This is a genomic window from Enterococcus sp. DIV0240d (assembly GCF_051711245.1).
In the GTDB taxonomy this organism is placed as follows: domain Bacteria; phylum Bacillota; class Bacilli; order Lactobacillales; family Enterococcaceae; genus Enterococcus_D; species Enterococcus_D casseliflavus.
The window spans coordinates 979922-995512 of record NZ_JBIOMG010000001.1; the positions used below are offsets into that span (position 1 = coordinate 979922).

A 15591-nucleotide genomic window follows, 5' to 3' on the forward strand; every position below is an offset into this window, starting at 1 on the left:
TCAATTAATTACTTAGGCAATTATCTTATACTGTGTTTATCAATAAAAGAGAAATTAAATTTGGAGGGAAAAAGCATGCAACAATATATATTAAGCAAGAAAAATGTTATCACCGTCATCAGTGGATTGTTAATCGCACTCGGTTTCTTCAGTCACTTTGTTTTAGAAAACGTAGGACTTTCAGAGTGGTCTTTGATCATCGCCTCTGTCTTTGGGATTACGCCAATTGCCATTCAAGCGTTTCAAGCAATGAAAGTCAAAGTCATCAGTATTGATGTCTTAGTCAGTATTGCAGCGATTGGTGCGCTTTTTATTCAAAATTATGAAGAATCGGCTATTGTCACGTTCTTATTCTTATTCGGACACTACTTGGAACAACGAACATTGAACCAAACGCGATCTGCTATCAAAGAATTGACTGAAATGGCACCCGAAAGCGCCTTGAAACAAATGGATAATGGCGAATTTGAAGAAGTAGAAGTGGATGATGTAGATGAAGGGGATATCTTGCTCGTTAAAACGGGTGCGAAAGTTCCAGTGGATGGCACAGTCCTTACGGGCGAAGGGCATATCAATGAAGCTAGCATTACAGGGGAAGCTGTTCCGGTCAACAAGCTAGCTGATGCAGAAGTTTTTGCAGGAACCATTTTAGAAAACGGAACGATTCAAATCAGAGCTGACCGAGTTGGTGAGGACACCACATTTGGAAAAATTATTGAACTCGTGGAAGAAGCACAAGATTCTAAATCCGAAGCGGAACGGTTCATTGATCGCTTTTCTAAATACTACACACCAGCTGTCTTGGTTCTGGCAATTGTTGTATGGGCGTTCAGTCAAAATATTGAGTTAGCAATCACCATCTTGGTTCTAGGTTGCCCAGGCGCATTAGTTATCGGAGTGCCTGTCTCAAACGTTGCCGGTATCGGGAATGGTGCTCGTAACGGTGTTCTTTTAAAAGGGAGTGAAGTCATTCAAGACTTCAGCAATGTGGATACAATTGTATTTGATAAGACAGGTACTTTAACTGTCGGAAACCCAACCGTTGCAGCGACTGAACTGTATGAAAAAGATTCTGCTGAAACGCTTGGCTATCTGGCCAGTGTGGAACGGGAATCAGATCATCCATTAGCAAAAGCGGTCTTAAATCAAATTGGAGAAACAAATTTTTATCCTGTTGAAGGAACTGAAGTCGTGAAAGGCGGCGGAATCGTTTCAAGTGTAGCTGGACATAGAGTGGCTGTTGGGAATGTGGCCTTGATGGAAAAAGAAAATGTCACTCTCAGCAAAAAAGTGCAAAAAGATGTCAAACGGTTTGAACAACAAGGGAACTCTCTCGTTTTGACAGCGGTCGACGGTGAATTAAAAGTACTGATGGGCATTCGCGATCAAGTCCGTCCGGGTGTGAAAGCTAATTTGCAGGAATTAAAAGACTTGGGCGTGAAAAATCTAGTCGTTCTTTCAGGAGATAACCAAGGAACCGTTGATGTGGTCGCCGGCGAACTTGGTTTGACCGAAGCTCACGGCCACATGTTGCCGGAAGACAAATCGGCTTATATCGGAAAACTTCAACAACGTGGTCAAATTGTAGCCTTTGTTGGAGATGGCGTTAACGATAGTCCGTCCTTAGCTTTAGCAGACATTGGAATCGCAATGGGAAGCGGAACGGACGTAGCGATTGAAACATCCGATGTCGTTTTAATGAACTCGAACTTCAGCAACTTGCCTCACGCATTAGGATTAGTAAAAGCCACCGCAAATAATATGAAACAAAATATCGTGATTTCAATTGGAGTAGTGTTGGTCTTGTTGACCAGCGTCTTCTTCAGCGAATGGATGAATATGTCTATCGGAATGTTGGTTCATGAAGGTAGTATCTTGGTGGTAATTTTCAATGGCATGAGATTAATGAAGTATAAGTTGAAAGGTCGAAAAGAACAAAAAGAAGTATCAGCACCTGCAGAGAAAGTAAAAATATCTTAAGAATAAATTAGAAGAGGCTGAGACAATAGTCCATCCTTGAAATGACAAAAGCGGAAACTCAGATTTTTAAATCTGGGATTTTCCGCTTTTTTGAGTTCTTGAAAAAAAAAAGAAGAGTATTGTATTAACGGCAGTTGATCGTAAGTTAATTATTTTAATGGGAATCCGTGACCAAGTTCGAGCAGGTGTTAAACAAGACCTACAAAAATTAAAATCACTTGGTGTTAAAAATCTCACTGTATTATCAGGGGATAATCAAGGCACAGTTAATTTAGTTAAAAAGGAGCTAGGATTAACCGAGGCTCATGGCGATATGTTACCTGAGGACAAGCAAGCGTTTCTAAAAGAAAGACAGTCTACTGGTGAAATTATTGCTTTTATTGGTGATGGTGTGAACGATAGCCCTTCTCTAGCTACTGCAGAAGTAGGGATTGCTATGGGAAATGGGACAGATGTGGCTATTGAAAGTTCAGATATTGTTCTAATGAATCCCAATTTTAATCGTCTCCCCCATGCTTTAGGTTTAGCTAAAGGGACATATGCGAATATGAGACAAAATATTCTAATTGCTGTTGGTGTGGTGATAATATTATTGGTTAGTTTAATATTTAGTGAATGGATGTCTATGTCGATAGGTATGTTAGTTCATGAGGCAAGTATTTTAGTAGTTATTTTAAATGCAATGAGATTAAGAAGATATCAATTAAGATAATTGATCTATGTCAATTATCTTAAAAGAAATGTCCTGTATAATTTATTTAAAGTAGTGATAGATATGACTAAAGCAACATTAAAATTAGAAACATTAACTTGTCCATCGTGTTTACAAAAAATTGAAAGTGGTTTAAAACAGACAGCTGGTGTAGAAAAAGATTCTGTAAAAGTACTGTTCAATGCAAGTAAGGTAAAAGTAGATTTTGATGAAGAACAAGTCAATTTGAGTACAATTGAAAGAGCTATTGAAAACCTAGGATATTCAGTTATTAGTTCAAAAGTAAAGGAAGGTGTATAAAATGACAACAGCAAATGAAAGACAAGAAAAATTAGCTGCTGAAAAAGCATATAAAGAACACATTCATCATACTAAGATTAATGCTGTAGCTGTCACAGATCATATACTTGCTAATATCCATACCTTACATGTAAAATTACATCAATATCATTGGTATGTGAAAGGCACAAATTTCTATTCATTACATAGTGTTTTTGAGAATTTATACAATGAGAATGAGACATGGTTTGATAAGATTGCAGAACGTTTACTAGCTTCAGGATTTAAGCCAGCTTCAACAACTACTGAATTTCAGGAATTTACAATAATTTCTGAAGATCCGTCTGAAAAATATTATTCTGCTGAAGAAATGGTCATACAGTTAGTAGAAGATTTTAGGACTAATCGTGAATTTACCGTTCGTGCAATGCGTTTAGCACAAGAAGAAGCAGGTGATGCATTAGAAGATTTACTAATTAGTTATAAAGATTACTTAGATATAAATATTTGGCAACTTCAAGCCTTTGTTAACAAGGATGCGTTAGAAGATGATGACTATATAGATAACGATTAATTAGGAGGAAAGCTGTATGGCACACCATCACCACCATAGTCATATAGATTGTATACGTTTAGTTCCGATTTTTAATCACCTAAATGAAGAACAAATGAGTTTAATTGCGCAATCAGCGCAAGAAGTACATTATGCAAAGAATGCGTTGTTATTTGGAAATGGTGATAAAGATGACACACTTTATATTATAAATAATGGGCGTGTACGTGTTTATAACTTAAATGAATCTGGTCGTGAACAAACTGTACGCATATTAAATCCTGGTGATTTTATGGGAGAAGTGGCTATTTTTCAAACTGAAAGTTACCATTCTAATTATGCTGAAGCAATATCAGAAGTGAGCATATGTAGAATTCATAAAAAGGATATGGATGACTATTTAGGCGCTTACCCAGAAATTATGAGAAGAATACTATCAGATGTTACGAAACGTTTACAGGTATCAGAAAAGCAAACGATGCAGGTTGGTATGGAGCAAGTAGAGTCTCGTATTATTGATTTTCTATCAGAATACGTTGAAGATGAAGAAAACCATACTTATGTGACTTTACCAATGTCGAAAAAAGATCTAGCCTCGTACTTGGGTACAACCCCAGAAACAATAAGTCGTAAGTTCTCATCATTGGAAGAGAGAGGTTTAATTAAACAGCATACTCAAAAATATGTTGAGATATTTGATTTAGATAAGTTATTATTTGCATCAAGTTAAGTTAAATGGTTCTGTGTCAAATAGTATTGGTCAGCAACACTATTTTTACCAAATGTTGAAAAATGAGGAACAGGATCTTCTAAACTCAAACCTAAAAACCAGCGATAAGCGATATTCACTTCTATTTCTTTTATTGTTTGTCTCATACTTTTAATACCAAATAGATATTGAATCATTGGTAATTTAATTAGAAGAATAGGATCCAAGCTAGGACGTCCTTGGATTTCATCGTATTTCTCTTTAACCAATTCATAAATAAAGGAGAAATCAATACATTGATCTATTTGCCGCAATAAATGGTCCTGTGGGACCAAGTCTTCAAGAGAAAAGAAACCGATTTGTGCGCGTTTACTCATATCTTGTTTTGAGAGCATCTGGATACACCTCCAATTGATACTCTTATTTTAACGGATAAAAAAAGACAAAGCACTAAAAACTAGTACTTTGTCTACAGTCTGAAAGCCCCATTTAAGGGGCTTTTTTATCTATAAAATAAAGTTCAGAAAAGTCTCAATCGTGCCACTTTCATACATGATGTATAGTCCAAGTGGAATGAATACTAAGGGCACAATGATTCGCTCGTATTTTTCAATTGTCTCGGATATTAACGGAATAGAAGATAGCACCCGACTAAGCTCGCAAAAGATAATTATGCCGATTGCAAACACAAGCAACGCCACGAGGGTCTGTGACCAATCTAACGAAGCAAAATAAGGTATATAGATACCTAAATTATCTCCGCCAGACGCAATTGTCAGCAATGTGACTGTCCAAAACAGTTGATTTGCCTTGCTTTGTTCTAATCTTTCAATAATTTCTTCCTCTTCTTCTTCCTCACCTTCTCCAACAATTGCAAAGCGAATCCCTAAATAGATAGGGATTAAACCAAGCAATCCAACCATCCATGCTTCAGGCACGAAATTGACGACATAAGCAGCAACTAAACTCGCCCCTACAAGTAAGCCAGTTCCTAGATATTGCCCCGCATAAATATGCCATTTCTGTTTATTCTGTGATAGCTGTGCAAATAAAATAATTAAAATAATTAAATAATCGATACTGGTGGAAATATAAACACCAATAGCAGATATGATTGTCTGTCCCATAAAAAAACCTCCAGTATTAGTCAGTAATAAATCAGCAGATTTTAGGAGAGCACAGACACATTAATTTAGCTATCGCTAATGGGTAATGTCGAACGTAGGAAAGCATTTTACTCCTCCTCAAAACGTAGTTACAAAGTAATTTCTAACTGGAATTCGGTGACTACTTCCTTGTAAAGTATAACCCACTATACTTTACAAGGTAAAGTGTGGGCTCTCCGAGGGGTCTTGCAGACGGCTCTGTCGGCTCTTTTGAGCCGAGTATCAGCGCACCCTTATGGTGGCATTTAGCTGATACCTGTTTGACGTTTTGCTACTCTACCTTTTCGGTAGGTATGCAAACCTCAAACCAAAATAAAAACCCCCTTCGACTTTCGTCAGGGGGCTTTTATATTTAAGTGCATTTAATTTTGAAGATTACCCTCAAAATATAGACCAAAAACATCGACATTATTATTAATGGTTTGATGAAAACGAGTGATATTTTTGAACGTAAATTCATCACTATGATTTTCAAAGTATCTTCTTAACTGAATAATATTTTTTAAATCATTATCTGCAACAACAGTTAATAATTCATCTTTAAATTTACCAGTCATCTCTCAAAAATCTCCTAGCTATTTTTCTTCTTTAACCACATACCGTCAATCATCTTGTTGATTGCTAAAGTATTATTATTAATTGCCACGTCAAACAATTCATCTGATTTTTGAATACAAATCATTAAAATGGTAATTATGATATTGATTTTTGGGATTCTTTTCCAGCTGGAATGGACGAGTTAGCGAAAATTTTTAGAATGGTTGTCATGGGTGAAGATACCGTAAAAGGAATTGCATTAACTATGGAAATATTGCGGATGCTGCGACTATAGCTAAAGAAGCCTTAGAGGCGTTCTGTGACTTACTACAAGAAGAAGGAAAAGGTTGCTTTAAAGATCCAGAAAAAATTGCCAAATCATTCAACGTGCAATTACCATGAGTTATCGTTTAGGTAGACTTGCACAAGAATCCATCAATGCCGTTCTAAGTGTTCTTGTACGTGAAATTCGTGCGCTTGAAAAGAACATCAAAGACTTGGAAAAGCAATCAAGCAATTATTTGTCGGCATTCGAGAATATCAATATTTGCCCGGTGTTCCAGGTATTGGAAAGGTGTACTCCACTTAATTAATCGTTGAAATCGGTCAAATTGAACGATTGGAAAATCAAACAAAATTGGCAAAATATGCAGGCTTATATTCGAAAGTCAAACAATCTGGTAACTGTCAGTCATAAAATACACCACTGACAAAACAAGGGAATCGCTATTTTGGATACTACTTAGTTAAAGCTACCAACTCTATAAAAAAGTATCTTCCTGAATATAAAGTTTTTTATCAAAGCAAATGTAAAGAGGTCCCAAATATAAACACAAACGAGCAATCGTCTTAAGTTACGCGTCTTGTGGATACGCTACTACGTAACCATCGACTCTACGCGTTGCCAAGGAGAGTAATAGGTAAATAACATTCTGTTATTGACGCAAACCTTTGAAATCCCCTGTAAAAAATTTGATTTTAGACGGAGCTAGTTAAGTGCGCTTCAAAACAGGTTACACAATAAAAATATTTTCAATCTTCAACTTGACTTATTACCATTAGATTTATTGACAAGAGCCTTTAAAATATATCTATTTTCGGTTTTTTATATTCAACAAGAAAAGACAAGATTCTCGAAGTACTGGAAGATTCTCGTCTTTTCTTTCATTTCATTGTTATTTAAGAGTTATCGTTACGATAATTTTGTCCATTTATTTTCTTAAAATCACAACTAAATTTTATCATAAAAAAAATGATTCCTATAAGTTAGACTAAGAATCTAACTTTTGGGGATCGGTTCAAAAAGTCTAGTTTCTTTATAAATTCATGAAATTATCAAATTCTAAAAATTCATTATATCCGAGAATGATTGAGGAAGAGAACAAATCTCTTGTCGAAGAAATAAAAAATGCACGAGAAAAAATTGCTTCTTTCACTGAAGAAAAAGAATATCAAGTCGGAGAGCAGTTAGCAAAAACGGAAGATTCAATCACCACTTTGGAGAATACGATTGAATCATTTAAAGGGAACATTTCAGATAATCAAACCAAAATTTCTGATATCGAAAAGACGATTCAGTTGATTGAATCGAAAATTGACGAACTCAAAAAAGGTGTGTGAGATAACATGTCAAAGAAACGAACTCCGGTATTTTTAGACACGGAACATGAAGATGCTTTGAAAGAATTAAAAACCTATTTGCCCGTTGACGAGGATATTAAAGACAGTCCGATGATTCGATATGCGCTGCTTGAATTACTTAATCGGGTGAGAAAAGAAATAAATTTTGAAAAAAAAGTATTGGATTCTTTGTCTTTATTAGAGATTATGACCAATGCAAAATTGGAGCAAGATCATACCAAAATACAAGACTTTTTTTCTTCTGATGTTTATCAAGAAGCAGTCACAATGAGTAAGAAAGTTGTTCGAAATAAGAACTATCGCTTTAAAAACAGGAAGGACGAATCAAAGAAAGAAGAAAAGAAAAAGGTCAAATCTGTTCAAGAAGATGTCAAAAAAGAACGTGATTTTAATGATATTGTTTCCCAATATTTACCAAAATAATTGAGGGTTGATGGTGGCACCTAGGTGGCACTTTTTACAAAAAGTACCACCTAGGTGCCATCGGTAGTGGTATCTGGGTGCCACTAAAAAAGCCGCAATGATATCACTTTGAAATCTCTTAAAACCCAATAGGCACAGCCTATTTTCCACCTTCTAACTAGAAGGTGGGGGTATCTACCTTATGCTCTTTCTTTATTTGGAGCTGTTTCACCGAACTTTCAATCTATAATCAAGGATCTAAGCTCCGATTAAGAACTTACTGAAGGAGGAAACTATGAAAGAAATTGTTGTTCGATTCGAGCATGATGAGACATTAACGTATCTTACTAGAAGAGCAAAAGAATTGTCCGAACGGTCAGGAAAAAAAGTTTCAAGGAATCAATTAATTAACATGATTATTGAAGATGATATGAAAAAATTTTTATCTCAAAATAGAGAATTCGATATGCTTAAAGATAGTTTGGATGATTTTAAACATATTTTACAACAATACATCGACACGAATAATGCACTTTTGTATCGTGCATTTGAATCTGATGGCATTTAAATGAATGAGGTGATCACATGGCACAATCTGCTGGCTCTTATATCAACTTAATGAGCTTTTTTGTCCTTTCGTTTGATTCTGAGTATGTAATATATATGGATCGAGAAGATAAGAAAGTGTATCAAGAAAAAGATCTTTCTGATTTTGAAACGGCCATGACAAATGACGATCCGACTCAATCATTTGAAGGCTATTTGGATTATATGGATCGAAAAAATGCGTTACTCGCTCAATCAAAATTGACAGCTGAAGAAAGAGTATCGCTAGGTGAGATCAACAAACGTCTTGCTGATTATTCGAATTTATCAAAAGCGCAAATCGAAATCATGCAAAAGGAAACACAAGAAAAAATATGGTCACTGAATATAGAAAACTGGCCGTTGAATTAACGGAGTCGGGAACATTCGAATCTTCTCAACGGTATGCCGCAAAAACGGAAGCAGAACAGTCGGTCATTTCTGATATTTTAAACGAACTAACGGGTGACACTACAGAGGTACTCAACGCTACAAAAGATCAAGAAGCTGCCTTGAACCATTTCTATCGAGTTGAATTTAACGAGGGGTCGGAAAGCATTCGTAATTTTGAAGGAGAGATCGTTTCACAACCTTTGATCGAAGAAATAAAACGTTTAGATCGACCAATGGAAAGTGTGTATTATAAATTTTACTTTCAGGAAATTAAAGATGGAGAAATCGTCGATGCGTTTCGTTTAGACGTCGGGGACGGAGTCAATAGTAAGAGTTTCTTTATTTTCACCACTTGTTTTCTTTGGGTCTGACGACCATTAGCCATCCATATAAACCAGAAATCACCGATCGGAGACGAAAGATTTTTTTGATGCGTTTTGTCTACGGATTATCAATCAATCATGTGAGCGATCGGATCCATTATCAGAAAAATGTGATCGTCGATGATTCTCAATCAGGCTTACTACAGTTTGCGAATGCTTTGTCTATTTTGGCTTTAAAAGAACAAGAGATCTCTGCCTGATCCTGGTGTTTTTTTCTATCGATCACTTCGGGTTGTGTCAACAACACGGTTTCTGAAGGAGCGGTGGTGGTGGCTGGAGCGACTGAAGGAACAAGCTTTTTGCTTGAATAATGTCGAGAAAAAAACGCTAAAAACCTTGATAAATCGGCTCTATAATTTATGGGACTGATGAATCAGAATTGATTCTTCAGCCCCATTTTCATTTTAGGTATTAAAAAACATATCGTTCTCTAGTATGATTAAATCACCACAAAATAAACAACTGAGAGGACGATATGCTATATGAATGATTCTATCAAAAAAATGCTGAGAATAATAGAGAAAGATTTGATGATTACAGAGGTCTCTTACGAGACCCTTCAGAAGAAAAAGACGTTGGTCGTCGATGCTGTTCTCTCGCCTACTCCTCGTGCTTGTAGAAGTTGTGGTTCTACTGTGGTAGATGGAAACGGAAAAGCAATTATAGTGAAAAATGGGAAGAAGGAAACGATTGTCCGTTTTGAACAATACAATCATATGCCTTTGATTATGCGCCTAAAAAAGCAGCGCTATACCTGTAAAAACTGTCGCACCCATTGGACTGCTCAAAGTTATTTTGTCCAACCCAGACATTCAATCGCAAATCATGTTAGATATAAAATTGCTTCTTTACTGACTGAAAAAGTATCTTTATCTTTTATTGCGAAAAGCTGTCAGGTATCTTTGACCACCGTTATTCGTACATTGAAAGAGTTTAAAAGCTATTTACCAAAGCAATCTAAGAAGATTCTCCCAAGAGTATTGATGGTTGATGAATTTCGTTCGCATGCTTCCATAGAAGATAAAATGAGCTTTATTTGCGCAGATGGCGAAACAGGAAAATTAATAGATGTTTTGCCTACGCGTAAATTACCCCGATTAACAAGCTATTTCTTAGGTTGTACCAATCCGGAAGAAGTAGAATTCTTGGTGACAGACATGAACGCCGCCTACTTTCAGCTCACCAAACGTGTTCTGCCAAATGCGAAAGTAGTGATTGATCGGTTTCATATTGTCAAACACATGAATCAAGCGTTCAATGAGTTGCGTATCCGTGAAATGAATGAACTTCGTAAAGCCGGACAGAAAAGCCAGGCAGAAAAACTGAAAAAGAACTGGCGCTTTTTGCTAAAAAATCGTGCAAACATCAACCATTATGAATACAAAACATGGAAAAGTTTCCGAGCACCAAAATACCCATTTCTTACTGAAGCAATGATGATTGATCGATTGCTTGAGTTTTCTCCGCCCCTAAAGGAGGCGTATCCCTTTTTTCATGAATTAGTTGAAGCCTTTCGAGACAAAGACCCTGACTTATTTTTCTCCTTATTGGCAGAACTTCCCGAAACGTTAGATGACAGCTTTCGGGAAAAGCTTCAAAACCTTCTTACCCATGAAGAAGGCATCACCAACGCAATGATCTATCCTTATTCCAATGGAAAAATAGAAGCGAAGAATACCCACATAAAGACAATGAAACGAGTATCCTACGGATTTAAATCATTCGAGAACATGAGAATTAGAATCTTTTTGATCAATCAATTAATCAAAGTGAGATAACAAAAAATCTGAGCCAGAATGAGGTTCATTCTGACCCAGATTTGATTTTGCACAACTCATCAGTCCTTATTGACAAAGAGCCGATAAATCTAGGTTTTTAGCGTGGGTTATGGTATAATATTAGTACAGTAAAGTTTGTGACGGTGGCTATCTTTTGGAAGGTGGTGATGCTTATGAAAGTAAGTGTTCACTCTTTAGAAAGGAGAAGCCTTTTGTCTGTAGCTGAAGCATTAGGGCTAATGATTAGTTTCGGTTCTTTAATCGCAACGATCATCTTTGGCATCCTAACAGCAGTGAAAAATGACAAAAAAAAATAACCGTCTACTTTAGCGAGTCAGCGGTTATTTTTTATAGGCTCTTCGACATTTAGTGTTGGTAGAGAAAGATACAACTGAAAATTTAGTCATAACCAGTTAGGCAGAGCGCTTAACTGGTTTTTGTTTTACTTGGAAGATTAAGCCTTGAATGAGATAAATTCTTGCTCGAAAGTTGTGGAAATTTCGATAGCCGTAGGCTACTCGTTTTATCACTTTTATCTTGTTATTTGTTCCTTCTAATGCACCATTACTATACCTAGTTTTTAAAGCATATTGAATCCCTAATTTGTATTTATTTAAAAACGTCAGCTTCTTACAAAACCATTGTGGGAGGCGTTGATCTAAGCTGTTGATCGTATCGAAAAAGCTTTGGCTGTCCTTGTGTTTAAAGTGATAGAGGAGGAGCTGACAAGTCTCGTAAGCCCTTGTTAATTGCTCGTCATAACTCAAAAGTTCATCGACGATCGCTTTTTGCGTCATTGGTCTACGAAAGGATCGATCATATTGATAATTGGAACTATCCAGATCATAGGCATGCTTAAGGAGCAATTTCCAGAATCGCTTCAATCGTCGATACTTTGTCGGTTCCGTTTTTTGAAAGCTGTTCATTGTTTTAATTCGCAACTGGTTTAACGCACGAGTGATTTGTTGGACTATGTGAAAGCGATTGGTCACGATTTTTGCGTTTGGGAAGACCGCCTTTACAAGTTCAAAATAAGAGGCATTCATATCCATCACGACGTATTTCACGTTCGCTCGTGCTTTTCGGGTGAATTTAAGGAAATATGGTTTTAAAAATGCCAGGCGACGATTCTCCAATACACCGATCAATTGTTGGGTCTGCCCATTCATAAAGACAAAACTCATTTTTCCGCTGCAGGACTTCATTGATTTGAACTCATCAAAACAAAGGACCGAAGGTAATGTATCAAAACGGGGATGATACGTTTTTAAACAGGTGTGTAGGACACGCAGAACGGTTATGTCAGAGACAAAATAGCGATCGGCAATTTCTTTTCTTGTTGTATTCTTGGCCAGCTCCAAGGCGATTTGAACCTTTAATTCTTTTGAAAGATAGCAGTTTTCATCCACCAAGTTTGTCTGAGCATTGAATGTCGACTGACATTCTTTACAGTAAAAGCGTGTACGTACCAAGCGTAATTCTGTTTTTGTTGCTCGATAAGGCAAAAGTTGGACTTTTGTTTTGTGTGAGCCATTCTTGATGATTTGTCCTTCATTTTTGATGCCACATTTACGGCAATGGCTTGGTATATAGCTAAGTTTGGCATGGATAAGATTGGTGCGAAACCCTTCTTCTTCTATAGTCTCTAACCATTCTTCTTCGAAGAATAAATTTTCATCTGTTAAACCTAACAATTTTCTAGTACAATGATCCATGGAGATATCCTTTCTTGGTTTGGTTTTGTTTTAGACGACTAAATTCTACCAGTTAGGCTATCTCTTTTTCTATCTTTTTTTACAAAAAAAGTGTCAGTAGAAAATCCGTAGATTTTCCACCAACACTAAATATTATAGAACCTTTTTATATATAACTAATGTCGCTACCGTCTTAAATGGTGCTGTAGGGGAGTTGTTAGCGCAACTCCTCTTTACATAATTAGTATAGCAAGATTTCAGTGAAATATCAACCTTTTGCTCTACAGATGTGCCTTGCACGTCTATTTTTTTGCCCTCCTAAGTGGTGGAGGCGGCTGGAACGTGGAGGGCAAAAAAGATCGCTTTTCTTTCTTAAAAAAGGCCTAAGTACCACCATTGTTCCGTAATTTAACAAACCATTTCCTCGGTATTCTTAATCCATCAGGTACTTGAAATACCTTTCATGCGCATGAAGAAACTGAGTGAACAATGGAAAATGCTGAGACATGAAATAGAGTTACTGTTAAATAATGAATTATATTTTGTCTATCTGAATTTTGTTTTTTGAAATTTCCAAAAAATAATTATCAATATAAACCTTGATTTTCTCAAAGTTTCTCTCTAAAAATAAAATTGTAGGTACCTTAATAACAGGTAGATTACGTTCATTAATGAATGCGCCAAAGGAATCTGGGATAACAAGTATATCGACAGTATCTTTATCTTCTGGGTAATTTGCTGTTACATTATAATAATTAGAAAAATAAGCTAATAAATCATCTATATTACGTTTAGCGTGGGTAGCAAATATTGTAGTCGTTCCTATACCAGAATTGGAAGTTAGCATGAAACATATTTTCGTCATAGTTTAATCTCCTTTTTTTATATTATAACGCTAAATTTAAATTAATGAAAGAGATTACAATATCATGAGAATGAATCAATTTACACAGTGAGATAAAAACGGATATTGTTTCTTTAGGTAAATACTAAGTGTCATGAAAATAGTGTTTGAAGCAAAATTAATACGTTTTTCAATAATAAAAATGATCCTGAATAATTCATAGATCTAATTTTTTTGGGAAAATAACGTTTATACATCGATTTGAGTTGAGTTTTCTTTTTTCAACCGGTTTGTACTTGCGAAAACAGATTTCCTTTTGTTTTTTTAACGAAGATAGGGAATCTGGAGCTGTTTTTGGGCGCACGAATCCCTTAGTGATTCCATGTCTTTTTAAAAGCTGATTGCTATTTTACACTTGCCAACTGAGTTGCTGGATTTTGTCCAGTAACTGATAAAACAAGTCTTGATAGACATGGGAGGAGCTCATCCGTAAAAGCAATCTACGGCCACTGCGGACTAATTTACCCGCGACCTTGAACAGGCGGAGCCGCAATGTGTCGACTTGGAATGTCGCTTCCTTTTCAGGTAGACATATGGTCTTCATGAAGTTGACCAGGTTGTAAGCCAACAGGCTTACCATTATCCGTGCATGATTTTCCAAGAAGCTTGAGCTATCCGTCTTGTCGAAATAGAACCCATTTTTTGCTTCCTTGATGAAGTTCTCCATGGTGCCGCGTTTATGGTAAATCTGGAAGATAGTTTTCGCGGATAGTTCCTCGTGAAAATTAGTGACCACGTACTCGTGACTGAACACCAGCTGATTCGATTCCCGAGTCGATTTGATACAGATTCGACGTTTTTGGGACCAGCTATTGGCTTGATAGAACGCGGAATAGTAGTGGACTTCCCTTTCCTCCCAGGGATGGTCGTCCCCAACCAGGACAAAGGTTTCCGCTAGTTTTTCCACGACTTTATTTGATTTCAGGCGGATGACATAGAAACTTTCGTTGGATTCACACGTATCATAGACCTCGGGCGTCGCAAAGCCGCTGTCTCCCCGGACCAAAATATCAGTGCAGGGAAGGACTTGACGGTAATGTGTGAGCATCGTTGCCAGAAAATCTTTTACACCTTTTGACGTATACACATTTCCAGAACGAAGTTCTGCTTTCAGAAAGTCTCCCGTAAGGCCATCGAAGGCTACCAACGGATGATAGCCCTGTGTGCCGTAATGGGCATTGTACTCAGTCTTTTCTTGATTCCCGAACGTATCCGAATGTGTGGAATCTAAATCGATGATCATTTGGGTATTGTTCCGTTCCATGCGGACCTTGTCCAGCATGGTTTGGTTCAGTTCCTGGAACTGTGCAATGTTCTCCTCGCTGATCCGATCCCAGAAGCGGGATAGCGAGGCCTGGGAGGCGATGGCTTCCTTATCCAAAACCAACCGAAAAATAGGATCTTCCTTCAAGAGATTGGCGGATGAATCTGCGGAATATCCGGCAATCAACCGGAAGAGCAGCTGTTCGAGCAGGGAGATGTTGTCATGAGTCCAATAAATACGGTCCTCATTGAAGTGGAGGAATTGCTTCGCGAACGAATAAAATCCAAGCGAATTCATGAATTCCTTCACCAAGATGAGACCGGCATCTGACGAAAGATTACCACCGGTGTTTGACACCACCATTTTAGAGTTGAATTTTACGTGTTTTTCCTGTAATGTAGCCATTGAGAGAACCCCTTTCTTGGTTTAGTTTAGACACTTTAACCATAGCAGATTGGGGTTCTTTTTGTACACCCAAAGGGTGCGGTAAAAGAAAAGAAGAACCGTGCGTTAATAAGCTTTTAATAGAGTTTCAGAAATTCTATGAATTATTCAGGAAACAGAATCATTTATAAATATATAAAACGTTATGAAAGGGTCAGAAACTTAAA

At 36.9% G+C, this 15591-nt stretch carries 17 protein-coding genes and 3 pseudogenes; 14 read left to right on the forward strand and 6 right to left on the reverse strand.

Going from position 1 to position 15591, the window contains the following annotated elements; genetic code table 11:
- The first annotated feature begins 75 nt into the window (after window positions 1-75).
- The 5 genes and pseudogenes from IGJ25_RS04640 to IGJ25_RS04660 all read left to right on the forward strand — a co-directional run bounded on the left by IGJ25_RS04640 (window position 76) and on the right by IGJ25_RS04660 (window position 4254).
- Window positions 76-1980, forward strand: coding sequence for a heavy metal translocating P-type ATPase (locus IGJ25_RS04640; protein WP_005225221.1), 1905 nt, complete (start codon window positions 76-78; stop codon window positions 1978-1980).
- 100 nt (window positions 1981-2080) lie between these two features.
- A pseudogene (locus IGJ25_RS04645) lies at window positions 2081-2692 on the forward strand (HAD-IC family P-type ATPase); the annotation flags it as partial.
- A 63-nt stretch (window positions 2693-2755) separates the two neighbouring features.
- Window positions 2756-2992 carry a heavy-metal-associated domain-containing protein gene (locus tag IGJ25_RS04650; protein WP_005225223.1) on the forward strand — a complete coding sequence of 79 codons (237 nt, stop codon included), beginning with the start codon at window positions 2756-2758 and terminating at the stop codon, window positions 2990-2992.
- Between the two features lies 1 nt (window position 2993).
- Window positions 2994-3545, forward strand: coding sequence for a Dps family protein (locus IGJ25_RS04655; protein ID WP_438779127.1), 552 nt, complete (start codon window positions 2994-2996; stop codon window positions 3543-3545).
- A 16-nt stretch (window positions 3546-3561) separates the two neighbouring features.
- On the forward strand, window positions 3562-4254 hold the full coding sequence (locus IGJ25_RS04660) for a Crp/Fnr family transcriptional regulator (protein ID WP_005225225.1): 693 nt from the start codon (window positions 3562-3564) through the stop codon (window positions 4252-4254).
- A gap of 41 nt (window positions 4255-4295) precedes the next feature.
- Here the strand turns inward: IGJ25_RS04660 and IGJ25_RS04665 are convergent.
- From IGJ25_RS04665 to IGJ25_RS04675, 3 genes and pseudogenes are all read right to left on the reverse strand, one after another.
- Window positions 4296-4628: pseudogene (locus tag IGJ25_RS04665) on the reverse strand (transposase); the annotation flags it as partial.
- Window positions 4629-4739: 111 nt separating this feature from the next.
- Complete coding sequence (locus IGJ25_RS04670; RefSeq protein WP_005237707.1) at window positions 4740-5360, reverse strand: CadD family cadmium resistance transporter; 621 nt, start codon at window positions 5358-5360, stop codon at window positions 4740-4742.
- 401 nt (window positions 5361-5761) lie between these two features.
- On the reverse strand, window positions 5762-5956 hold the full coding sequence (locus tag IGJ25_RS04675; protein ID WP_005225228.1) for a hypothetical protein: 195 nt from the start codon (window positions 5954-5956) through the stop codon (window positions 5762-5764).
- A gap of 271 nt (window positions 5957-6227) precedes the next feature.
- Between IGJ25_RS04675 and IGJ25_RS04680 the strand changes: the two are divergent.
- The 9 genes and pseudogenes from IGJ25_RS04680 to IGJ25_RS04720 form a co-directional block, all read left to right on the forward strand.
- Window positions 6228-6864: pseudogene (locus IGJ25_RS04680) on the forward strand (transposase); the annotation flags it as partial.
- Window positions 6865-7262: 398 nt separating this feature from the next.
- Entirely contained in the window at window positions 7263-7556 is a 294-nt protein-coding gene (locus IGJ25_RS04685) for a hypothetical protein (protein WP_225001128.1), read from the forward strand.
- 6 nt (window positions 7557-7562) lie between these two features.
- Window positions 7563-8000: a hypothetical protein gene (locus tag IGJ25_RS04690; protein WP_208773695.1), complete on the forward strand. Its 438-nt coding sequence runs from the start codon at window positions 7563-7565 to the stop codon at window positions 7998-8000.
- Window positions 8001-8274: 274 nt separating this feature from the next.
- A complete protein-coding gene (locus IGJ25_RS04695) occupies window positions 8275-8547 on the forward strand; it encodes a hypothetical protein (RefSeq protein ID WP_081117364.1) in 273 nt (90 codons plus the stop codon).
- A gap of 17 nt (window positions 8548-8564) precedes the next feature.
- A complete protein-coding gene (locus tag IGJ25_RS04700; RefSeq protein WP_225001127.1) occupies window positions 8565-8936 on the forward strand; it encodes a hypothetical protein in 372 nt (123 codons plus the stop codon).
- On the forward strand, window positions 8900-9328 hold the full coding sequence (locus tag IGJ25_RS04705) for a hypothetical protein (RefSeq protein ID WP_225001126.1): 429 nt from the start codon (window positions 8900-8902) through the stop codon (window positions 9326-9328). The genes IGJ25_RS04700 and IGJ25_RS04705 overlap by 37 nt, the downstream gene beginning before the upstream one ends.
- 59 nt (window positions 9329-9387) lie before the next feature.
- On the forward strand, window positions 9388-9540 hold the full coding sequence (locus tag IGJ25_RS04710; RefSeq protein WP_225001125.1) for a hypothetical protein: 153 nt from the start codon (window positions 9388-9390) through the stop codon (window positions 9538-9540).
- 282 nt (window positions 9541-9822) lie between these two features.
- Entirely contained in the window at window positions 9823-11118 is a 1296-nt protein-coding gene (locus tag IGJ25_RS04715) for an ISL3-like element ISEfa11 family transposase (RefSeq protein ID WP_262118966.1), read from the forward strand.
- A gap of 173 nt (window positions 11119-11291) precedes the next feature.
- Window positions 11292-11435 (forward strand): putative holin-like toxin, encoded by a 144-nt coding sequence (locus tag IGJ25_RS04720; RefSeq protein ID WP_080542687.1) that lies wholly within the window; start codon window positions 11292-11294, stop codon window positions 11433-11435.
- 96 nt (window positions 11436-11531) lie between these two features.
- On the opposite strand, the gene IGJ25_RS04725 is transcribed toward IGJ25_RS04720, so the two are convergent.
- The 3 genes from IGJ25_RS04725 to IGJ25_RS04735 form a co-directional block, all read right to left on the reverse strand.
- Window positions 11532-12833 (reverse strand): ISL3 family transposase, encoded by a 1302-nt coding sequence (locus tag IGJ25_RS04725; RefSeq protein WP_081117369.1) that lies wholly within the window; start codon window positions 12831-12833, stop codon window positions 11532-11534.
- 514 nt (window positions 12834-13347) lie between these two features.
- Window positions 13348-13677, reverse strand: a complete 330-nt coding sequence (locus IGJ25_RS04730) for a hypothetical protein (RefSeq protein ID WP_010748124.1) — start codon at window positions 13675-13677, stop codon at window positions 13348-13350.
- A gap of 388 nt (window positions 13678-14065) precedes the next feature.
- A complete protein-coding gene (locus IGJ25_RS04735) occupies window positions 14066-15385 on the reverse strand; it encodes an IS1380 family transposase (protein ID WP_225000692.1) in 1320 nt (439 codons plus the stop codon).
- Window positions 15386-15591: the final 206 nt, after the last annotated feature.

Coding starts and splice junctions, on each gene's coding strand:
- IGJ25_RS04640 (WP_005225221.1), top strand. CDS start 76: ATGCAACAATATATATTAAGCAAGAAAAATGTTATCACCGTCATCAGT.
- IGJ25_RS04650 (WP_005225223.1), top strand. CDS start 2,756: ATGACTAAAGCAACATTAAAATTAGAAACATTAACTTGTCCATCGTGT.
- IGJ25_RS04655 (WP_438779127.1), top strand. CDS start 2,994: ATGACAACAGCAAATGAAAGACAAGAAAAATTAGCTGCTGAAAAAGCA.
- IGJ25_RS04660 (WP_005225225.1), top strand. CDS start 3,562: ATGGCACACCATCACCACCATAGTCATATAGATTGTATACGTTTAGTT.
- IGJ25_RS04670 (WP_005237707.1), bottom strand. CDS start 5,360: ATGGGACAGACAATCATATCTGCTATTGGTGTTTATATTTCCACCAGT.
- IGJ25_RS04675 (WP_005225228.1), bottom strand. CDS start 5,956: ATGACTGGTAAATTTAAAGATGAATTATTAACTGTTGTTGCAGATAAT.
- IGJ25_RS04685 (WP_225001128.1), top strand. CDS start 7,263: ATGAAATTATCAAATTCTAAAAATTCATTATATCCGAGAATGATTGAG.
- IGJ25_RS04690 (WP_208773695.1), top strand. CDS start 7,563: ATGTCAAAGAAACGAACTCCGGTATTTTTAGACACGGAACATGAAGAT.
- IGJ25_RS04695 (WP_081117364.1), top strand. CDS start 8,275: ATGAAAGAAATTGTTGTTCGATTCGAGCATGATGAGACATTAACGTAT.
- IGJ25_RS04700 (WP_225001127.1), top strand. CDS start 8,565: ATGGCACAATCTGCTGGCTCTTATATCAACTTAATGAGCTTTTTTGTC.
- IGJ25_RS04705 (WP_225001126.1), top strand. CDS start 8,900: ATGGTCACTGAATATAGAAAACTGGCCGTTGAATTAACGGAGTCGGGA.
- IGJ25_RS04710 (WP_225001125.1), top strand. CDS start 9,388: ATGCGTTTTGTCTACGGATTATCAATCAATCATGTGAGCGATCGGATC.
- IGJ25_RS04715 (WP_262118966.1), top strand. CDS start 9,823: ATGAATGATTCTATCAAAAAAATGCTGAGAATAATAGAGAAAGATTTG.
- IGJ25_RS04720 (WP_080542687.1), top strand. CDS start 11,292: ATGAAAGTAAGTGTTCACTCTTTAGAAAGGAGAAGCCTTTTGTCTGTA.
- IGJ25_RS04725 (WP_081117369.1), bottom strand. CDS start 12,833: ATGGATCATTGTACTAGAAAATTGTTAGGTTTAACAGATGAAAATTTA.
- IGJ25_RS04730 (WP_010748124.1), bottom strand. CDS start 13,677: ATGACGAAAATATGTTTCATGCTAACTTCCAATTCTGGTATAGGAACG.
- IGJ25_RS04735 (WP_225000692.1), bottom strand. CDS start 15,385: ATGGCTACATTACAGGAAAAACACGTAAAATTCAACTCTAAAATGGTG.